The 17,751-nt window shown below is 62.5% G+C and carries 14 protein-coding genes; 7 read left to right on the plus strand and 7 right to left on the minus strand.

The window, feature by feature from the left end; all coding sequences use genetic code 11:
- Positions 1-1,227, plus strand: a complete 1,227-nt coding sequence (locus AC1Q6X_RS08700; RefSeq protein WP_492496431.1) for an MFS transporter — start codon at positions 1-3, stop codon at positions 1,225-1,227.
- Positions 1,228-1,397: 170 nt separating this feature from the next.
- Here AC1Q6X_RS08700 and AC1Q6X_RS08705 read toward each other — a convergent pair whose 3' ends face one another.
- The 6 genes from AC1Q6X_RS08705 to AC1Q6X_RS08730 all read right to left on the minus strand — a co-directional run bounded on the left by AC1Q6X_RS08705 (position 1,398) and on the right by AC1Q6X_RS08730 (position 8,722).
- On the minus strand, positions 1,398-3,011 hold the full coding sequence (locus tag AC1Q6X_RS08705; RefSeq protein WP_492496433.1) for a M28 family peptidase: 1,614 nt from the start codon (positions 3,009-3,011) through the stop codon (positions 1,398-1,400).
- 135 nt (positions 3,012-3,146) lie between these two features.
- On the minus strand, positions 3,147-3,983 hold the full coding sequence (locus AC1Q6X_RS08710; protein WP_070218149.1) for an HDOD domain-containing protein: 837 nt from the start codon (positions 3,981-3,983) through the stop codon (positions 3,147-3,149).
- A gap of 120 nt (positions 3,984-4,103) precedes the next feature.
- Positions 4,104-5,189, minus strand: coding sequence for a BMP family ABC transporter substrate-binding protein (locus AC1Q6X_RS08715; RefSeq protein ID WP_070218150.1), 1,086 nt, complete (start codon positions 5,187-5,189; stop codon positions 4,104-4,106).
- Positions 5,190-5,210: 21 nt separating this feature from the next.
- The gene (locus tag AC1Q6X_RS08720) at positions 5,211-6,140 is read right to left on the minus strand and encodes an ABC transporter permease (RefSeq protein WP_492496436.1); all 930 of its coding nucleotides are present in this window, start codon (positions 6,138-6,140) and stop codon (positions 5,211-5,213) included.
- Entirely contained in the window at positions 6,133-7,215 is a 1,083-nt protein-coding gene (locus tag AC1Q6X_RS08725) for an ABC transporter permease (protein ID WP_492496438.1), read from the minus strand. The genes AC1Q6X_RS08720 and AC1Q6X_RS08725 overlap by 8 nt, the downstream gene beginning before the upstream one ends.
- The gene (locus AC1Q6X_RS08730; protein ID WP_492496440.1) at positions 7,208-8,722 is read right to left on the minus strand and encodes an ABC transporter ATP-binding protein; all 1,515 of its coding nucleotides are present in this window, start codon (positions 8,720-8,722) and stop codon (positions 7,208-7,210) included. The genes AC1Q6X_RS08725 and AC1Q6X_RS08730 overlap by 8 nt, the downstream gene beginning before the upstream one ends.
- 449 nt (positions 8,723-9,171) lie before the next feature.
- Here AC1Q6X_RS08730 and AC1Q6X_RS08735 point away from each other — a divergent pair, with 449 nt between their 5' ends.
- From AC1Q6X_RS08735 to gluQRS, 6 genes are all read left to right on the plus strand, one after another.
- A complete protein-coding gene (locus tag AC1Q6X_RS08735) occupies positions 9,172-9,984 on the plus strand; it encodes an outer envelope protein (RefSeq protein ID WP_492496538.1) in 813 nt (270 codons plus the stop codon).
- A gap of 78 nt (positions 9,985-10,062) precedes the next feature.
- On the plus strand, positions 10,063-11,904 hold the full coding sequence (tssF, locus tag AC1Q6X_RS08740) for a type VI secretion system baseplate subunit TssF (RefSeq protein WP_492496442.1): 1,842 nt from the start codon (positions 10,063-10,065) through the stop codon (positions 11,902-11,904).
- The gene (gene tssG / locus AC1Q6X_RS08745) at positions 11,868-12,908 is read left to right on the plus strand and encodes a type VI secretion system baseplate subunit TssG (protein ID WP_070310060.1); all 1,041 of its coding nucleotides are present in this window, start codon (positions 11,868-11,870) and stop codon (positions 12,906-12,908) included. Before tssF ends, tssG begins: the two co-directional genes overlap by 37 nt.
- A gap of 78 nt (positions 12,909-12,986) precedes the next feature.
- Positions 12,987-13,154 carry a hypothetical protein gene (locus tag AC1Q6X_RS08750; RefSeq protein WP_492496444.1) on the plus strand — a complete coding sequence of 56 codons (168 nt, stop codon included), beginning with the start codon at positions 12,987-12,989 and terminating at the stop codon, positions 13,152-13,154.
- A gap of 224 nt (positions 13,155-13,378) precedes the next feature.
- Positions 13,379-14,230: a hypothetical protein gene (locus AC1Q6X_RS08755; protein ID WP_492496446.1), complete on the plus strand. Its 852-nt coding sequence runs from the start codon at positions 13,379-13,381 to the stop codon at positions 14,228-14,230.
- A 126-nt stretch (positions 14,231-14,356) separates the two neighbouring features.
- On the plus strand, positions 14,357-15,286 hold the full coding sequence (gene gluQRS / locus AC1Q6X_RS08760; protein ID WP_492496448.1) for a tRNA glutamyl-Q(34) synthetase GluQRS: 930 nt from the start codon (positions 14,357-14,359) through the stop codon (positions 15,284-15,286).
- Positions 15,287-15,478: 192 nt separating this feature from the next.
- On the opposite strand, the gene AC1Q6X_RS08765 is transcribed toward gluQRS, so the two are convergent.
- Positions 15,479-17,710 carry a TonB-dependent receptor gene (locus AC1Q6X_RS08765; protein ID WP_070218161.1) on the minus strand — a complete coding sequence of 744 codons (2,232 nt, stop codon included), beginning with the start codon at positions 17,708-17,710 and terminating at the stop codon, positions 15,479-15,481.
- Positions 17,711-17,751 lie beyond the last annotated feature (41 nt).

Genomic DNA, 17,751 nt, shown 5'->3' on the forward strand with positions numbered 1-17,751 from the left:
ATGAAACCAGCTGTTCCCGCCGCCCCCTCTTCCCTCGATGCCAGCGCCCTGCTGAGCTCCACCCGCATCCTGTTGTTCGCCCTGTCCGCCGGCGTGCTCGTCGCCAGCCTGTACTATGTGCAGCCGCTCACGTCCATGCTGGCCGCCTCGTTTGGCGTGAGCGTGCCGCAAGCGGGCTACCTGGTCACGGCCACGCAGATCGGCTATGTGCTGGGCATCGTGTTTTTGGTCCCCCTCAGTGACGTGCTGAACCGCCGCCAATTGCTGACGTGGATGCTGATCGCCAAGATCGGTGCCCTGCTGCTGGCCGCCACGAGCCAGAATATCATCGTCTTTGCCATCGCCAGCGTCTTGATGGGGATCACGGCCAGCGCCTTGATGGTGGTCACGGCCATGGTGGCGTCGTATGCGCCCGATCACAGCCGGGGCCGCATGGTGGGCACCGTCATGACTGGCTTGTTGTTGGGCATCTTGCTCGCGCGTACCGTCTCCGGCACCGTGTCGCAGATCAGCGGTGGCTGGCGCACCGTCTACGTGCTGGCCGCCATCGTCGTGGCCGCCCTGCTCGTCATGCTGCGCCGCATCCTGCCCAACGAGGCGCCGCGTGGCACGCTGCAATACGGCAAGCTGATGGCTTCCCTGGCCGACATCATCCGCCAGGAACCGTTGCTGCGCCAGCGCGCCCTGTTCTCGGGCCTGGGCCTGGGCACCTTCAGCGTGTTCTGGACGGGCCTGACCTTCCTGCTCAGCGGCGCGCCGTACCACTATTCGGAAATGCAGATCGGCCTGTTCGGCCTGGCCGGCGCCACAGGCGCCTTTGCCGCCAACACGGCCGGCCGCATGGCCGACCGCGGCTATGCGCGCCAGGCCACGTGGCTGCTGGCCGTCGCCTCGATCGCGGGCTGGGCCCTGATCGGCTTCGGCGCCCATTCGCTGGCGCTGCTGTTGATCGGCATCGTGCTGCTGGACATGGGCGTGATGGGTTTGCAGGTGACGCACCAGTCCATCATCTATAAACTGGCTCCGCATGCGCGGGCGCGGGTCACCACCGTCTTCATCGCGGGCGGCTTCATCGGCGCCTCGGCTGGCTCGGCCCTGGCCAGCGCCAGCTTTGCCGCCGGCGGCTGGCCCGCCCTGTGCATGGTGGGCGGCGCCATGCCGCTGTTGCTGCTGATCGTGTGGAGCAAGTACCGGCATACGCAGCGCAGGCTGGAACGGGCGGCTTGATCCGGCGCTGCGGGGCTGCGGTGCCAACAATGTTGTCGGGTTACGCGCTGGCGCGCTAACCCGACCTACGCACTTGCTCCAAGCGAACAGGCGTAGGTCGGATTAGCGGGACCGCCGAGGCGCGGCGAGGCCGCGCGTAATCCGACAACGTTGTTTGCACAGACCACGTCTTATTTCGCGGCCGGCCCGCGCGCCTTGCCGAACGCATCGCCCGCCTTCCAGGCCGGCATTCTGGCCGCATTCGCCACGGCTTGCCCCAGGTTCAAGGTGAATTGCGCCTGCTGCGTCATGCCGGACAGATCCCAGCTGGCGTCGTACTCATCGGTCACCTGATGGTAGCGGGGGCCGTAGGCGGCCGCCTTGGCTTTCGACGCGGCCACGTCCTTGATGTACTCGCGTCCGCCATTGATGGAAAACGCGGGCACGCCCGCCTTGGCAAAGCTGAAATGGTCGCTGCGGAAGTAGCCGCCGGCCAGGTCGGGACGCGCGGCAGCAATGTGCATGCCCATGGCTTTGGCCGTTGCCGCCGCCATCGCCCCCAGCTCCGTGCGCTCGCTGCCCTGCGCGCCGATGTCATGCGTGGCGCCCACGAAGTTCAGGCTGTCAAGGTTCAGCGCGGCGGCCGTCTTGTCCAGCGGCCACAGCGGATCGGCCGCGTAGGCGGCGCTGCCCAATAGCCCCTGTTCCTCGGCCGCCACCCACAGGAATATCTGCGTGCGCTTCGCCGGTTTCTTGACGGCTTCCTGCGCCATGGCCAGCAAGCCGGCCGTGCCGGAAGCGTTGTCGACGGCGCCGTTGTAGATCGTGTCTCCAGAGTCACCTTGCTTGCCCAGGTGGTCCCAGTGGCCGCTGTAGATGACGGCTTCATCTTTCAATGTCGGGTCGGTGCCCGGCACCATGCCCGCGATATTGAATTGCTCCACCTTGCGCACGATGGACTTCATCTCGCCCGACAGCTTGGCGTTCAAGGCGACGGCCTGGAAATCCTTGTTTTCCGCCTTGGCGCGCAAGGCGTCCAAGTCCTGGCCGCCCGCCGCAAACAGCCGGCGCGCCGCGTCTTCCGCGATCCAGCCCTGCAGCGGGGTGCCGGCCGTGCGGTCCGTCAACTGGAAGCGTTCGCTGCCGCTCCAGCTGTTCTGTACGACGCTCCAGTCGTACGAGGCCGACGGTTTCGTGTGGATCAACAATACGCCCGCCGCGCCCTGGCGCCTGGCTTCCTCGAATTTGTAGGTCCAGCGGCCGTAATAGGTCAGCGCCTTGCCGGCGAAGCGGTTCGGATCAAGCGCGGTCGGCTGCGGGTCGTTGACCATCATGACGACGATCTTGTTTTTGACATCGGCGCCCTTGAAATCGTTCCAGCCCTCTTCCGGCGCCGTGATGCCGTAGCCGACGAACACGAGCGGCGCGTCGAAGGTGTGCGCGGCAACGGAGTCGCCCGTGGCCCACACCCAGTCGGGGCCGAACGCCAGCGGCACGGGCTTGCCGCCCGCCACCGCCTGCAGGCTGCTTTCGGCAGGCAGCGACTTCACGCCGGCGATCCGCACGCTCTGGCGGTAGCTGTTGCCGCGCACGGGTTGCAGTCCGGCCATCTGCGCCTGGGTTTCCAAATAAGCCACCGTCAGGTCGGCGCCGCGCTGGCCCGTGCCCCGGCCTTCCAATAAGTCGTTGGACAGGAAGGCCAGGTGGGCGCGCAAGGGCGCTTCCTGCACCACGGGTAAACCGGTGGCGGCCTGGGCGGAAAACGCCAGCGCGGTCAAGGCCAGGGAAGAAAACAGCTTCTGCATAAGATCCTTTGGATAAGAGGAGACATTCAGTCCGGCGGATAGCCGGGCCGGCGATTGTATGCCATGGGGCAGGCGCGGCAAAATGCGGACGAAAAAAATCCCCGCGGCAAGGCGGGGATGTCATGGCCGAGTAAATTACACGAGCAAGGCGGCCGCCAGCGATTCGATCTCTTCGGCCGATTCCTCGAGTATCGTATGCAGGGTGCTGCCGCCGATACCGAAATCGATCTTCGCCGCCGCCTGGCGCCGCGCGGCGCTTTCCGGCGGGTGCAGGGGCGAGCCGACGGGCGACAGATCGTTGGCCAGCACCAGGGTCGCGCCCAAGGTGCGGGGCGGGAACGTGCTGCCGCCGTGCCACATGCCTTCCACGGCCTGCAAGACCATGTCGGGCACTTGCAGCTGGCGCAGCACGCCGCGGCCGATCAGCTTTTCGCCGTATTCGATCCAGTCTTCGGTATTGTCGTCGAGCAGGCCCGGATATTCCTCGGCGCGCGACAGCAGATAAAAGCCGCCCACCTCGTGCACGATGGCGGCGAACATGGCCGTTTCCACGTCCACGTGCGTGACTTTCCGGGCGATCACCTGGCTCAGCGCGGCCACGTGGGCCGTATGTTCCCACAGCCTGGCCGCCTTGGCGCGCAATTGCGGGTCCGTGATCTGGCTGCCCAGCTGGCGCACGATGACGGACGCCACCATCGATTTCAAGGTGGCAAAGCCCAGGCGCGAAACGGCTGCGCGCACATTGGCAATTTCATTGCCGGAACGGTTGTAGGCGGCCGAGTTGGCCAATGCCACGACCCGCGCCGACAGCAGCGGCTCGGCCATGACCATGCGGGCGGCCGCTTCGATATGGCAATCGGGGTCGTCCAGCGCTTCCTGCAGCTTCAAGGTGGCCTTGACGTTGGCGGGGAACGTCAGCTCGCCCTTGCTCGCTTGCAACGCGATAATCTTGAATACTTCCAGTCTGTCCATGGGTCAATCTCCGGTACGGGCCTATTAGGCTCTGCTGTGTGGGTGGGCCGGGAACGCGCATGTATCCCCGGCCCTGCTCCCGTTTCCGGCAATATTACAGCAAGTTTATACGCAACCCTATTACTTTCCGGAAACTTTCCCTGCCACGCCTTCGACAAAATAATCCATCTTCGTCAGCGCCGCATCGTCGAGCACGCCTTTGTCCAGGCGCACCTTGCCATCGTTATCCTTGATCGGCGCGCTGAAAGGATTGAGCTTACCAGCAACCAAGTCTTTCTCGCGCGCCAATACAAACTGTTTCACGTCGGCGGGCACGGCCGCATTGATGCCTTCCAGCTTGACCATGCCATCCTTGATGCCGCCCCAGGTGCTGCTGGACTTCCACGTGCCGTCCAGCACGGCCTGCGCCTGCTTCGTGTAGTAGTCGCCCCAGTGGTGGGTGACGGCGGCCAGCTGCGCCTTCGGCCCGTACTTTTTCATGTCCGAGTGGTAGGCGATCGCATACTTGCCCTTCTCTTCCGCCGCCTGCACCACGGCGGTCGAGTCCGTATGGTGGGTGACCACGTCGGCGCCCTGGCCGATCAGGGTGATGGCCGCGTCGCGTTCCTTGCCCGGGTCGAACCAGCTATTGACCCACACCACTTTCACTTCCGCCTTCGGGTCAACGCTGCGCATGCCGCGCGTGAAGGCGTTCACTCCCTGCAACACTTCCGGGATGGGAAACGCCGCCACATAACCGGCCACGTGGGTCTTGCTCATCTTGCCCGCCAATACGCCGGCCAGGTAGCGGCCTTCGTAGAAACGGGCATTCGTGTTGGCCACGTTGACGGCCGTCTTGTAGCCAGTCAGATGGATGAACTTCACATTAGGAAATTGTTTCGCCACTTTCAAGGTGGGATTCATGTAGCCGAACGAAGTCGTGATGACCAGCTTGCTGCCCGTTTGCGCCAGGTCGCGGATCACGCGCTCCGCATCGGCGCTCTCCGGCACGTTTTCCACAAACCTGGTGCTGATCTTGTTACCCAGCGCCTTTTCCATTTCCTTGCGCGCCTGATCGTGCTGGGTGGTCCAGCCCGCGTCGCCGATGGGGCTGATATACACGAAACCGACATTCAATGGAGCGGCGGCCGGCGCGGCGGCCATGGCAGGCATGGCGGACATCAGCGTGGCACTGCAAACGGCGGCGCACAGTAATTTCTTGGACATGGTTTTCCTTGTGGTGAGTGATTAATTTCCGGGATTGAAATTTTTCCCCAGCGAAGCGGGCATGTTGAGCTTGATGTAATTGGCATTGCTGGAAATGAGCACGAGCACAAAGATGGCCGCCAAATACGGCAGCATCGACAGCAGCTGCGACGCGACGGGCACGCCCAGCGCCTGCGCGTGGAACGTCAATATCGTGATGCCGCCGAACAAATAGGCGCCGCCCACCACGCGCGCGGGGCGCCAGGTGGCAAAGGTGGTCAGCGCCAGTGCGATCCAGCCCCGTCCCGCCACCATGCCCTCGACCCACAGCGGCGTGTACACGAGCGACAAAAACGCGCCGGCCAGGCCGCAGCAGGCGCCGCCGAACAGCACGGCCGCCAGGCGGATGCGCCGCACGGGATAGCCGAGCGCATGCGCGGACGCTGGCGACTCGCCCACGGCGCGCAGCACCAATCCTGCCCGCGTGCGGTACAGAAACCAGGCGATGGCCACGCACAGCAAGAGCGACAGATACACCATCGGATGCTGGCGGAACAGGGCCGGCCCCAGCACGGGAATGTCTTCCAATACAGGGATGCCGAAGCGGCCGTTCTGCAGGCTGTTGCCCACATACTTCAAGCCGATGTACGTGGACGCACCCGCGCCGAACAGAGACAAGGCCAGGCCCGTCGCGTACTGGTTCGTGCCCAGCCACACGGTCAGCCAGGCAAAGAAGCCCGACAGGACCATGCTGGCGCCCGCCCCTGCCAGAAAGCCCAGGGTGGGGCTGCCCGTGTTGACGGCCACGGCAAAGCCCGTGATGGCCGACACCAGCATCATGCCTTCCGCGCCCAGGTTCACCACGCCCGCCTTTTCATTGACGAGCAGCCCCAGCGCGGCGAGCATCAGCGGCGTGCCCGCGTTGATGCTGGCCGCGATCAAGGGCGCTATCGTCAGGGCCAGGTTATCCATGTTTCCTCCAGCGCAATTTGTATTGGATCAGTACGTCGCAGGCGAGCAAGGCGAACAGCAAGATGCCCTGGAACACGCCCGTGATCGCGCTGGGCAAACCGAGGCGCGATTGCGCCAGTTCGCCGCCGATATAGAACAGGGCCATGACGAAGCTGGAAAAAATCACGCCCACGGGATGCAGCCGCCCCACGAAGGCGACGATGATGGCGGCAAAGCCGTAGCCGGGCGACACGGTGGGCGTGAGCTGCCCCATCGGTCCCAGCACTTCGCACGCGCCCGCCAGGCCGGACAGGGCGCCGCAGATCAGCAAGGACGACCACAAGGTCTTGCGCGAGGAAAAGCCCGCATAGCGGGCGGCGGCCGGCGCCATGCCGCCCACGCGCAGGCGAAAACCCGCAATGCTTCTGGATAAATACAGCCAGCCGCCCAGCGAGGCCAGCAGGGCAAACACGATACCCACGTGCAAGCGCGTATCGCTGATCACCATCGGCAACAGCAAGCCGTCCGACAGCAATTTCGATTGCGGAAAATTGAACCCTTCCGGGTCGCGCAGCACGCCATACACGAGATAGCTGAGCAGCAATTGCGCGATGTAGACGAGCATCAGCGAGACGAGGATTTCGCTGGCGTTGTAGCGGTCGCGCAGCCAGGCCACCAGGCCCGCCCACGCCATGCCACCCGCCATGCCGGCCAGCAGGGAAATGCCGATGAGGGCCGCGCCGCCCGCGCCGTCGCCCGTGTCCAGGTACAGGGCCGCCGCGCCGCCGCAGATGGCGCCCAGGGTCAGCTGTCCTTCCGCGCCGATGTTATAGATGTTGGCGCGAAAGCAGATGGCCAGGCCCACGGCGATCAGCAGCAAAGGCGCCACCTTGAGGCCCAGCTCGGACCAGCCGTGCGCGTCGCGCAAGGGTTCGACAAAGAACACGGCCAGGCCCGCCAAGGGATCATGTCCCAGCGCCATAAACAGCAGCGCGCCGCACAGCACGGTCAGCAGCACGGCCAGCACGGGCGACAGCCACGACATCAGGCGCGACGATGCAGGACGGACTTCCAGGCGCAAGGCGAACTTAGCCATGGGCAGCCTCCTGCGGCCACAGCCCGCTCATCCATTGCCCCACGAGATCGACGCTGGCCTCGCCCACGTCCAGGGACGGCGATATTTTTCCTTTTGCCATCACCAGCAGGCGGTCGCTGATCTCGAACAATTCATCGAGTTCCTCCGACACGATGAGCAAGGCACAGCCCGCGTCGCGCAGCGCCAGCAGTTCGGCGCGGATTTGCGCGGCCGCGCCCACGTCCACACCCCAGGTCGGCTGCGCAACCACCAGCACCGTGGGCTCGCGCATGACTTCGCGTCCGACTATGTATTTCTGCAAGTTGCCTCCCGACAGGCTGCGCGCCAGCGCCTGCGGCCCGCCCGCCTTCACCTGGAAGCGGGCGATGATGGCGGCCGCCCGCTGCGCGATGACCTTGCGGCGCAGGAAGCCGTGGCGGATGGTGGCGGGGGTCTGCAAGCTCAATAAGACGTTGTCGGCCAGCCCCATGTCGGGCACGGCGCCGCGTCCCAGCCGCTCTTCCGGCACGAAGCCGAAGCCGAGGGCGCGCCGGCGTCCCGGCGGCAAGCGCCCGGCAGGCGTGCCGTTCAGCACGATGCTGGCCGGCGCCGCGCGCAGGTCCTCGCCCGACAGGGCCGCCAGCAATTCCTGCTGGCCATTGCCGGACACGCCCGCGATGCCGACAATCTCGCCTGCGCGCACGTCGAAATGGATGTCCGTCAATTGCGTGGCGAACGGATGGCTCTTCGGCAAATCCAGCTGCCGCACGCTCAGCATGGCCGCGCCGGGCGCGCGCGCGACGCGCGTGACGGCGGGCGGCTCCGCGCCGATCATCATGCGCGACAGGCTGGCCGCCGACTCTTGCGAAGGGTCGCACACGCCCGCGTTCTTGCCGGCGCGCACCACGGTGCACGTATGGCACAGGGCGCGGATCTCGTCGAGCTTGTGGCTGATGTACAGGATGCTGCAACCTTCGGCCGCCAGCTGGCGCAACGTGCCAAACAGTTTTTCCACGGCGCCCGGCGTCAGCACGGACGTCGGTTCATCGAGGATCAGCAGTTGCGGCTTGGCCAGCAAGGCGCGCACGATTTCCACGCGCTGGCATTCACCGACGGATAGCGTGTGCACGTGGCGCTGCGGTTCCAGGTCCAGGCCGTACTGGCGCGCAGTGTCTTCGATGCGCTGGGCCAGCTCCGCCATGTTGGTGCCGGCGGGCAAACCGAGGGCGATGTTTTCCGTGACCGTCAAGGTATCGAACAGGGAAAAGTGCTGGAACACCATGGCGATGCCCAGCGCGCGCGCGGCCGACGGGTTGGCGATCTCGACCTCGCGGCCATTCCACACGATGCGGCCGCCATCGGGCTGCACGGCGCCGTAGATGATTTTCATCAAGGTCGATTTGCCGGCGCCGTTCTCGCCGAGCACGGCGTGAATTTGTCCGGGCGCGACGGTGAGGTCGATGCCGTCATTGGCCACCACGGCCGGATAGCGCTTGCTGATGTCGTGTAATTCCAGGCGTGCCGTCATTGTTTTTTTCGTGCCTCGCTGCGGGGTCGCCGGCATCATCGCCGGTGGAAAAATTCAAGCTCTTGTCTCTATCGTATCGGCATCCGCGGCGCTTGGGGGATGGTGTGGCGGCGCGCATTTCTATTTCCACAAAAAAACAACACCTGTATACAATTTTGAAAAAAATTATCAGCTTTACAGCGGCCGCCTTGCCCCGCAAGGACGAGAAGGTGCGATGATTATATGCAAGAACTGATAGTAAGTATGCAGATAAGACATATCGCCCGACGCGGCGCTTCTCGCATCATGGATTGAACGGCGCGCAATATCCCATCGCAGCACTTCATGCGCTAGTGGGCCAACCCCTGCGCCCAGCCATCCCAGTTCCCGTTTTCCAACACCGCCATCAGGAGCCGAAAGTGCCAAAAACCCTACCTTGTCTGTTGCTCTGCCTCACTACCACCCTCGGCGTGGGCGCGACCGCCCAGGCTGCCGAATGGAGCGATACCGCGCTGAGCTGGCGCGCCGGCAATGACTACCGCGAGCCGTTCAATCCGGACGACATCAAGAAAAACATCTTTGCCATCACGCACGCCAGCGGCTACAAATACGGCAGCAACTTCGTCAACCTGGACTTCCTGATGTCCGACAGCAAGGACCCCGGCGCACTCGGTAAAACGTCCGGCGCGCAAGAGGCCTACCTGGTGTACCGCAACACCATCGACATCGGCAAGGTGCGCGGCAGCGACATCAAGTTCGGCCCCGTGCGCGGCGTGGGCGTGACCCTGGGCTTCGACGTCAACACGAAGAATGACGTCGGCTACAACTCGCGCAAGCGCATGCTGGTGGCCGGCCCGACCCTGATGTGGGACGTGCCCGGCTTCTTCAACACCAGCCTGCTGTTGCTGCGCGAAAGCAACGCCCCCAGCGGCGCCTTCCCGCCCATCTCGCAAGTGACGGGCCGCTACACGTATAAAACGCACGCCATGCTGACGGGCGCCTGGGCCATCCCCTTGTCGCTGCTGTTCTCGTTCGAAGGGTTCTTCAACCTCATCGACTCGAAAGGCAAAGATGAAGTGGGGCGCGACACGGCCGTGGAAACAAATATCGACATGCAAGTGATGTACGACGTGGGCGCGGCCCTGGGCAGCGCCAAGAACACCTTCCGCGTGGGCCTGGAATACCAGTACTGGAAGAACAAGTTCGGCAACTCGCCCGCCACCACGGGCAACGTGGGCCAGACGGCAAAGACGCCGATGATACGCGCGGAATACCATTTCTAAGAATCATTGTTTCTCATCAACACCCACCGTCGCGCCTGATGCCAGCATGAAGCTTTCCTGCTGGCGGAGAGCGCGACCGTGGAACAACTGCTGCCGTATTATGAGCGTGAGCTGGGCCTGTTCCGCCAGTACACGCGCGAGTTTTCCAGCCGCTATCCGAAGGCGGCCGGGCGCCTGCTGATCGCCGGCGAGACGTGCGAAGACCCGCACGTCGAGCGCCTGATCCAGTCCGTCGCCCTGCTCACGGCCAGGGTCGCCAAGCGCCTCGACGACGCCTATCCGCAATTCACCAATTCTCTGCTGGAAACTTTATACCCGCACTATCTGCGGCCCTTTCCCTCGTGCTCCATCGCGCGTATCGCGGCAGACGAAGCGCCGGGCGGCGGCCAGCTGGCCCAGGTGGCGCATGTGGCGCGCGGCACCGTGCTGCGCTCGCAGCCGGTGCAGGGCGTGGCCTGCAAATTCACCAGCGCGTATGACGTGACCCTGGCGCCGCTGGCTATTTCTCGCCTGCATTTTTCGCCGCTCATCGACGCGCCGCCCGGCCTGCGCCTGCCCGCCGGTGCCAGCGCCCTGCTCAGCATTCAGTTCACCAGCAGCAGCGACAACTACCGCCTGGACCAGGCCGGCTTGTCCAGCCTGCGCCTGTTTGCCGATGGCGAACCGTCCGTGCGCGCGGCCCTGCTCGACGCCCTGTTCCTGCGCAGCACGGGCGCGTATGTGGCGCTGGACGAACACAGTCCGTGGCTGGCCGTCGACGGCACGCCGCTGGCGCCGGCCGGCTATGCCGACGACGATGCGCTGATCCCCGTTTCCGCCCGCTCGCACCCGGCCCTGCGCCTGCTGACCGAGTATTTCGCCTTCCCGGAAAAATTCCATTTCATCGACGTCGCCTGGTCCCTGCTGGCCGCCTTGCTGCCGAAACAGTGCCGCCAGTTCACCTTGCACCTGCCGCTCAAAGGCGTGCGCAGCGACAGCCACGAGGCGCGGCTCCTGTCCGGCGTCAGCCGCGACAACCTGCTGCCCGGCTGCACGCCCGTCGTCAACCTGTTTGCCAAGTCCGGCGTGCCGATCCGCCTCACGCACACGGAGCCCGACTACGCGCTGGTGGCCGATGCCACGCATGCGTTTGCCTACGACATCCACAGCATCGAGGCCGTCACCGTGGTGCGCAAGGATGAGGCCGGCGAGCGCCTGAGCACCTTCTTGCCGCTGTATGCATCGCTGCAGGGTTCTCAGGCAGAGCAGGGACAGTATTGGCTGGCGCGCCGCGACGAAGCCGTGGCCGCCATCAGCCCCGGCCATGAAATGCGCCTGAGCCTGATCGACCCGCAGTTTTCACCAGGCAGCGCGGCCTGCGCCACCGTCTCGACGCAGCTGCTGTGCAGCAACCGCGACTTGCCCACGCAACTGCACTACGGCTTGCCCGGCGGTGACCTGCTGGCCGAGGACGTGCCCGACGGCATCCCCGCGCGCTTCCTGCGCAAGCCCACACCCAGCATGCGTTTCCCGGCGGACACGCACTGGCGCCTGATTGCGCACCTGTCGCTCAATTACTCGAGCCTGACGCAGGCTGGCCTGGGCGACTTCCAGAAAATGCTGAGCCTGTACGACCTGCCCCGCTCGCCCACCACGCAACGGCTGATCCAGGGCATCGTCACGCTCGAGCACGGCAGCACGCGCGCGTGGATGCCAACCGTACCGTTTCCCACCCTGATGCCCGGCATCGCCATCCGCCTGGGCATTGACGAGCAAGCCTTCGTCGGCACCAGCATCTCTATTTTTGCCCAGGTGCTGCAGCGCTACTTCGCCCTGAACAGCCAGCTCAACTGCTTTAGCCAACTGACGCTGCTGTCCCATCGCAGCGGCGAGGAAATCCTACGATGCCCAGAACGCAGCGCCGACGCCACGCCAGCGTGATCCAGCAATTGCTCGACGCGCCGCAGCGCTTCGAGTGCTTCCAGGCGCTGCGCCTGCTGCTGGCCTGGCTGGCCGAACACGGCATCGATGAACACACGGCGCTGGCGAAGGTCATGCGCTTCGATAATAGCATCTCGCTGCGCTTTCCCGCCAGCCAGGTCGAGACGCTCACGACAAGCGGCATCGCCGACGCCGATGCCTTGCTGCAAGCGCTGCTGTCGGGTCATGTACACCATATCCACATCACGCCCGCCTTCATGGGCCTGCTGGGTTGCCAGGGCTGCTTGCCCAGCCACTACTCGGAGCGCATTGCCGCGCACCAGTACAGCGAACGAGAGAATAGCCCGCGCGCTTTTCTCGACCTGTTTTCCAGCCGCGCCGTTGTCCTGTTTTACCTGGCCTGGCAAAAATACCGCATCGAGCAAGCCGGCCACAGCGGGGACTTCCTGACGCGCCTGCTGGCCCTGGCCGCATGCCGCCCAAGCCAGGACGAGGCCGCCGCCGGCCTGTACAGCGGCTTGCTCCAGCAGCGCAACATCTCGTCCGTCGTCATGGCGCGCATTCTCGCCGACCACTTCGGCGTGCCCTGCCATATCGACGAGGCGACGGGCGCCATGGACGTGCTGGCGCCGCGCGAACAAACGGCGCTGGGCATGGCAAACGCCGTGCTGGGCCAGCGCGCCACCGTCGGCGAGCGCTGCCGCCGGCCCGACCTGGCCGTACGCCTGCGCCTCGGCCCGCTCACCGCGGAACAGCACGCCGGCTTCCTGCCGCGCGCCCCGGCCAGCGCGGCGCTGCGGCACATGCTGACGCTGTTCCGCCAGCCGCTCGTGCGCTACGACATCGTGCTGGTGCTGCGCGCCAGCGATGTGGGGGGAATGGCGTTGACGGCCACCGGGCAAGCTGGCCTCGGCCGCAACAGTTTCCTCGGCGATGCAACAACGCCGCGCCACCGCGATGACATGCATTACGAAATGCAATTGATGCCCTCACTCAACGATTGAATCTTGTTGCCGCGCAAAAACGCTTGTGTTCGCTATTGCTACAGTCGGCCAACGATTCCTAACGTGAAGCGATGCACGATGAGCCAGTTCCCCGATACGACGGCGGCATGGACGGCATTAGTGGGCGACATGCAGGGCCAGCGCCTGCTGCGCCTGCACTTTCCGGATGGCGACGGCCCTGCCGGCGTCCAGTTCCTGGCCAACAGCCTGGCCGCCAGCGAAAGCCTGTCGCGCGATTTTTCCTAGCAAAGGTGGCACGATCAATCTATTCACTTTACCAACGAACAATATTGACACGCTCAAGAAGCGACTGGAAAAAACTGCTTTTTTCGTCAATTACGTAGAGGCTCCCTACGCAAGTTTTCTGAACGTCGAAGATCCGATGGGGAACAATATTTGCCTCTACCAACCGTGCTGAATCACTGTAATAATTCATACGAGATGCCTCATTCAAAATTCCGCATAACGGAATGAAAAAATTTGAAATCCCAGGCTATATTTTTTATTTCATTGATGGATTACTGCTCGTCAATGGAGAGATTGCATTATCGAAAAAAACTCCAGCAAACGATTTCATAAATAGAATTATCAATACATTCCACACCAAACCCACAACAACAGGGGCTGGAATGTATATTTTTGATATCAATGGATGGGTGGGCGATTACGTTGTCGAGTTGATTATTGTAAAAGAAATTTTCCCCGAAATAGATTACGTAATAATGCATTACTTTGAAAATAATTCTGTAGGCAACGGCGTGAGTGAATCATCGTTAGTCAAAAAAATTCAAAGAAAGTCTGGCATTCCCGGAAAAATGAAAGGGTTATCAGAAATAGTATTTCAATTTCCGTGGGGAAGCGTTATCGTACAACATGACATAAAAACATCCTCATCATGCATAATCTTGCAGTACAAAATAGCCAGAAAATCACCCATCCGATTGAAAATGAATGATAATTGTGAATCACATATCAATATAGATAAATCGATAAAAGTGCAGCAACGAATAATGGAATCCATAAAAAATAGTGATACTTTTTTCCCAAAAACAAGTGAGATACAATGGCTGAATTTATTGAAGAAGCTACCTCGAAGATTAAAAATATGTCTTCTCAATGAAATTTCTTTTGAAAATGCATTGATAGCAATATATTCTTCAAACTGGCCAGATGAGGGGAGCGTTGTAGCACTGCTGAGTAACAAGTTCAGAACGAAGAAATTCGACAAGGATTTACATTTCCGAGAGCTGAATGACCCGCATTACTGCAATGAAGAAATTTCATATGTTGAAGATAACGTTACACACTTGATTATCAATTAGGCAGCACCTGGAACAACCCAGGATTTGACTTGCCCATCGCCCTGCACGATACTTGCCGCTGTCGCCAAGCTACCGATCCTACGCAATAAACCATCAGCGCCTGTCACCGCCGCCTACACTCACAGCATGCCGTCTCCGAACTCCCCCACCGCTCCCTACATCGGCCGCTTCGCCCCCTCCCCCTCCGGTCCCCTGCACATGGGCTCGCTTGTTGCCGCCATGGCCAGTTATCTCGATGCCAAGGTGCATCAGGGCACATGGCTGCTGCGTATCGAGGACCTGGACTACGACCGCAATGTCGAGGGCGCCGATCTGGGTATCCTGGCCAGCCTGCGGCGCTGCGGCATGCACTGGGATGGCGAGGCGACATGGCAGAGCCGCAGGCTGCCGCTGTACGAGGCGGCGCTGAAGCAGTTGCAGGACGATGGCCTCGTGTATGCGTGCGGCTGTTCGCGCAAGGAGATCCAGGATTCGGTGCTGCAGGCGGGCGCGCCCAAGAGTGGCGCCGCCGTGTATCCGGGCACGTGCCGCCATGGACTGGCGCCGGGCAAGGCGGCGCGGGCCTGGCGGCTGCGCGTGCCGCAGGGGCCGCAAGCCGTGTACGGCTTTACGGACCGCTGGGCGGGTCCGCAGCGGCAAGACCTTGCCAGCGAAGTGGGTGACTTCATCGTGCTGCGCGGCGATGGCTTTTGGGCGTATCAGCTGGCCGTGGTGGTCGACGATGGCGCACAGGGCATCACGCAGGTGGTGCGTGGGGCGGACTTGCTCGACTCCACGCCGCGCCAGCTGTATCTGCAGGATGTGCTGGGCTTGCCTCATCCCGGCTTCTTGCACGTGCCTGTCGTCACCAATGACAACGGCGAGAAACTGTCGAAGCAGACGGGCGCCCTCGCCTTCGATACGGGCACCGATGCGGCAGAACTGCTGGCATCGGCGCTGCTGCCGGCGGCCCGCTTCCTCGGTCTCGATGTGCGCGCCGACGACGTGGAAGATTTCTGGCGGCAAGCCATTCCCGCCTGGGCGCAGCGGCTGGCGCGCCTTCCCGGGCACGCATAAAAAAACCCGCCGCGGCGCGAGCCGGGCGGGTAGCAATGCAGGCGCCAGCACATGGCCGGCGCCTGGAACCGAACACTTAAGAAAACCGTAGCGAGCGGCGGTGAGTTGCCGCCGAGAAGCGCAGCTGTGCTTTAGCACAGTGAGCATCGCAGGCCGCAAATCACGACGCGCAGCAGGTTTGCTTATGTGTTCTTAGAAGTTGCCTTTGAATTGCACGCCAAATTGACGTGGCTCATTGATGAAGCCCGTGCGATTGTTGAAGTCGATGGCGCCCGTGATACGCTGGGTGTCGGTGATGTTGCGGCCGAACGCGGCCACTTCATACTTGCCGGCATCCCAGGTGTAACCCACGCGCAAGCCGCCTTCGACCATCGGCTTGCCGGTGAACTCGGTTGCCTCATACAGGAAGAAGTTGATCTTGCTGCGGTAAGCCCAATCTGTGAAGACGAAGAATTCGCCGTTTTCCATCGGGATCGAATAACGGCCCGTGGCGGTGATCGTCCACTTCGGCGCTTGCGGCAATGGATTGCCGTCGATGATGGCACGGTTGCCGGTGGTCAGCGGGTCCGTCACGGTGCAACGCGTTTGTGCGCAGGTGGCGATCGACAGGCTCGGGTCCTTGATTTCCGTGAAGTTGTAGCTGCCGCCCAGCGACATCTTCAGGCTCGGCGTGACAAAGCCTTCCAGTTCCAGCTCGGCGCCGCGGCCGTTCGTCTTGGCGGCATTGATCAGGCGCGTGATGTTCGACGTGCCGCCCACCACCGTCAGTTGCTGGTTTTTCACCTGGTAGTCATACACGCTGAACGCGACGCGGGCGCGGCGGTTGAACAAATCGGCCTTGATACCGGCTTCGTACGAAGTGATAGTTTCCGCATCGGCAACTGTCACGGACACCTTGTCGCTGGCCGGGGCGATACTTGGCGCGCGGAAACCAGTGGCGATACGCGCGTAGAAGTTCACGTCCTTGTTGTATTTATAGGTGCCGCTCAAGTCCCAATTGACCTTGGCTTTGCTGACATCGGCGCTGGTCGGGTTGACCTGCACGATGTTGGTCGCTTCCACCGTGTTGAAATCCTTCTTGTCCTTGGTGTAGCGCAAACCGGCACGCAGCATGAAGTCATCGTTGACGGCGTAGTTGACGGAACCGAAGGTGGCCCAGGCCGAGTTCTTCTGGCGGCTGGCCAGGTGCGTGGTCAGCACGTGCGTGTCGGTATCGAAGTTGTCGGTGAAACCGTTGGCATCTTCGTTGAAGTAGTACACGCCTGCCTGCCAGTTCAGCGGACCGGCATTTTTCGATTCGGCGCGGAACTCCTGCGAGTATTGTTTCACGCTGGTGATGCCGCCGGCTGTTTCAACCTGGAAAGGAATGAAGCCGGGGCCCGTCGGCGTGCCGCCGTCGATGTCGCCATGCGACACGTAACTGCCTACCTGTTCAAAGCCGGTGATCGAGTACAACTTGACGCCGTCCAGGTCCCAGCTCAGGCGGGCGCTGGCGCCGTTGGTGCGCAGACGCTGGAAATTCGGCGCATTCGTGAACGACTTGTTCGGGTCGAAACCGTCGACGATGTCGTTCGTGCCCTGCTTGATCAGGTTGGCGTAGAAAACGCGCGCGCTGCCCGTGGTGTTGCGCTGGTGCACATTGAACAGGGCGTTGAACGTGGTGTTCGGTGCGTACAGCAATTGCACGCGTTCAGCATGTTCGTTGTAGCCGTCCAGCGCATTCTTCTGGCCCGTAAATGTGTTGTCGACGTAATCGTCGCGGTGCTGGCGCAGGGTCGAGAAGCGCAGCGCCCATTCTTTGCTCAGCGGCACGTTGACGGCGCCGTCGAAGTTGGTCGTGTTGTGCGTAGCGGCGGAAACGTTGTAATAGCCTTCAACCTTGTCCAGCTTCGGCTTGACGGATTCGAACTTGACCACGCCGGCCGGCGTATTGCGGCCGAACAAGGTGCCTTGCGGGCCGCGCAGTACTTCCACGCCAGCCACGTCAAAAATCGGATAGCCCTTGAGGATGGGATTTTCTTGCACGACATCGTCGTAAATCAGGGAAACAGGTTGCGATGCAAAGATGTTGAAGTCGGTATTGCCGTAGCCGCGGATGTAGAAGCGGGGGAAGGTGCGGCCATTCGACGATTCCACGTTCAGGCTCGGCACTTTGCCGGCCAGCACGCGGATATCCTGGCCGCTGGACACGAGCACGTCGAGCTTCTCGTCGCGCAGCAGCGACACGGAGACGGGCACGTCGCGGATATTTTCCTTGCGGCGCTGTGCCGTCACGGTCACGGTTTCCAGCTGGCTGGCGGCAGGGGTCGTATCAGCAGCGACTTCATCAGCATAAGCCGAGCCGATAGGCAAGGCAGCGGACAGTGCCAGCATAGCAGCGCTTTTGGCGCACAAACGCTTGTGCATCTTGGACATCTTGATCATGTGGTTTCCCAGAAGTTTAAAAAAGAATTGCGAAATCTGTC

The organism is Janthinobacterium sp. GW823-FHT06H09 (assembly GCF_058794735.1).

Coding starts and splice junctions, on each gene's coding strand:
- AC1Q6X_RS08700 (WP_492496431.1), top strand. CDS start 1: ATGAAACCAGCTGTTCCCGCCGCCCCCTCTTCCCTCGATGCCAGCGCC.
- AC1Q6X_RS08705 (WP_492496433.1), bottom strand. CDS start 3,011: ATGCAGAAGCTGTTTTCTTCCCTGGCCTTGACCGCGCTGGCGTTTTCC.
- AC1Q6X_RS08710 (WP_070218149.1), bottom strand. CDS start 3,983: ATGGACAGACTGGAAGTATTCAAGATTATCGCGTTGCAAGCGAGCAAG.
- AC1Q6X_RS08715 (WP_070218150.1), bottom strand. CDS start 5,189: ATGTCCAAGAAATTACTGTGCGCCGCCGTTTGCAGTGCCACGCTGATG.
- AC1Q6X_RS08720 (WP_492496436.1), bottom strand. CDS start 6,140: ATGGATAACCTGGCCCTGACGATAGCGCCCTTGATCGCGGCCAGCATC.
- AC1Q6X_RS08725 (WP_492496438.1), bottom strand. CDS start 7,215: ATGGCTAAGTTCGCCTTGCGCCTGGAAGTCCGTCCTGCATCGTCGCGC.
- AC1Q6X_RS08730 (WP_492496440.1), bottom strand. CDS start 8,722: ATGACGGCACGCCTGGAATTACACGACATCAGCAAGCGCTATCCGGCC.
- tssG (WP_070310060.1), top strand. CDS start 11,868: ATGCCCAGAACGCAGCGCCGACGCCACGCCAGCGTGATCCAGCAATTG.
- AC1Q6X_RS08750 (WP_492496444.1), top strand. CDS start 12,987: ATGAGCCAGTTCCCCGATACGACGGCGGCATGGACGGCATTAGTGGGC.
- AC1Q6X_RS08755 (WP_492496446.1), top strand. CDS start 13,379: ATGAAAAAATTTGAAATCCCAGGCTATATTTTTTATTTCATTGATGGA.
- gluQRS (WP_492496448.1), top strand. CDS start 14,357: ATGCCGTCTCCGAACTCCCCCACCGCTCCCTACATCGGCCGCTTCGCC.
- AC1Q6X_RS08765 (WP_070218161.1), bottom strand. CDS start 17,710: ATGATCAAGATGTCCAAGATGCACAAGCGTTTGTGCGCCAAAAGCGCT.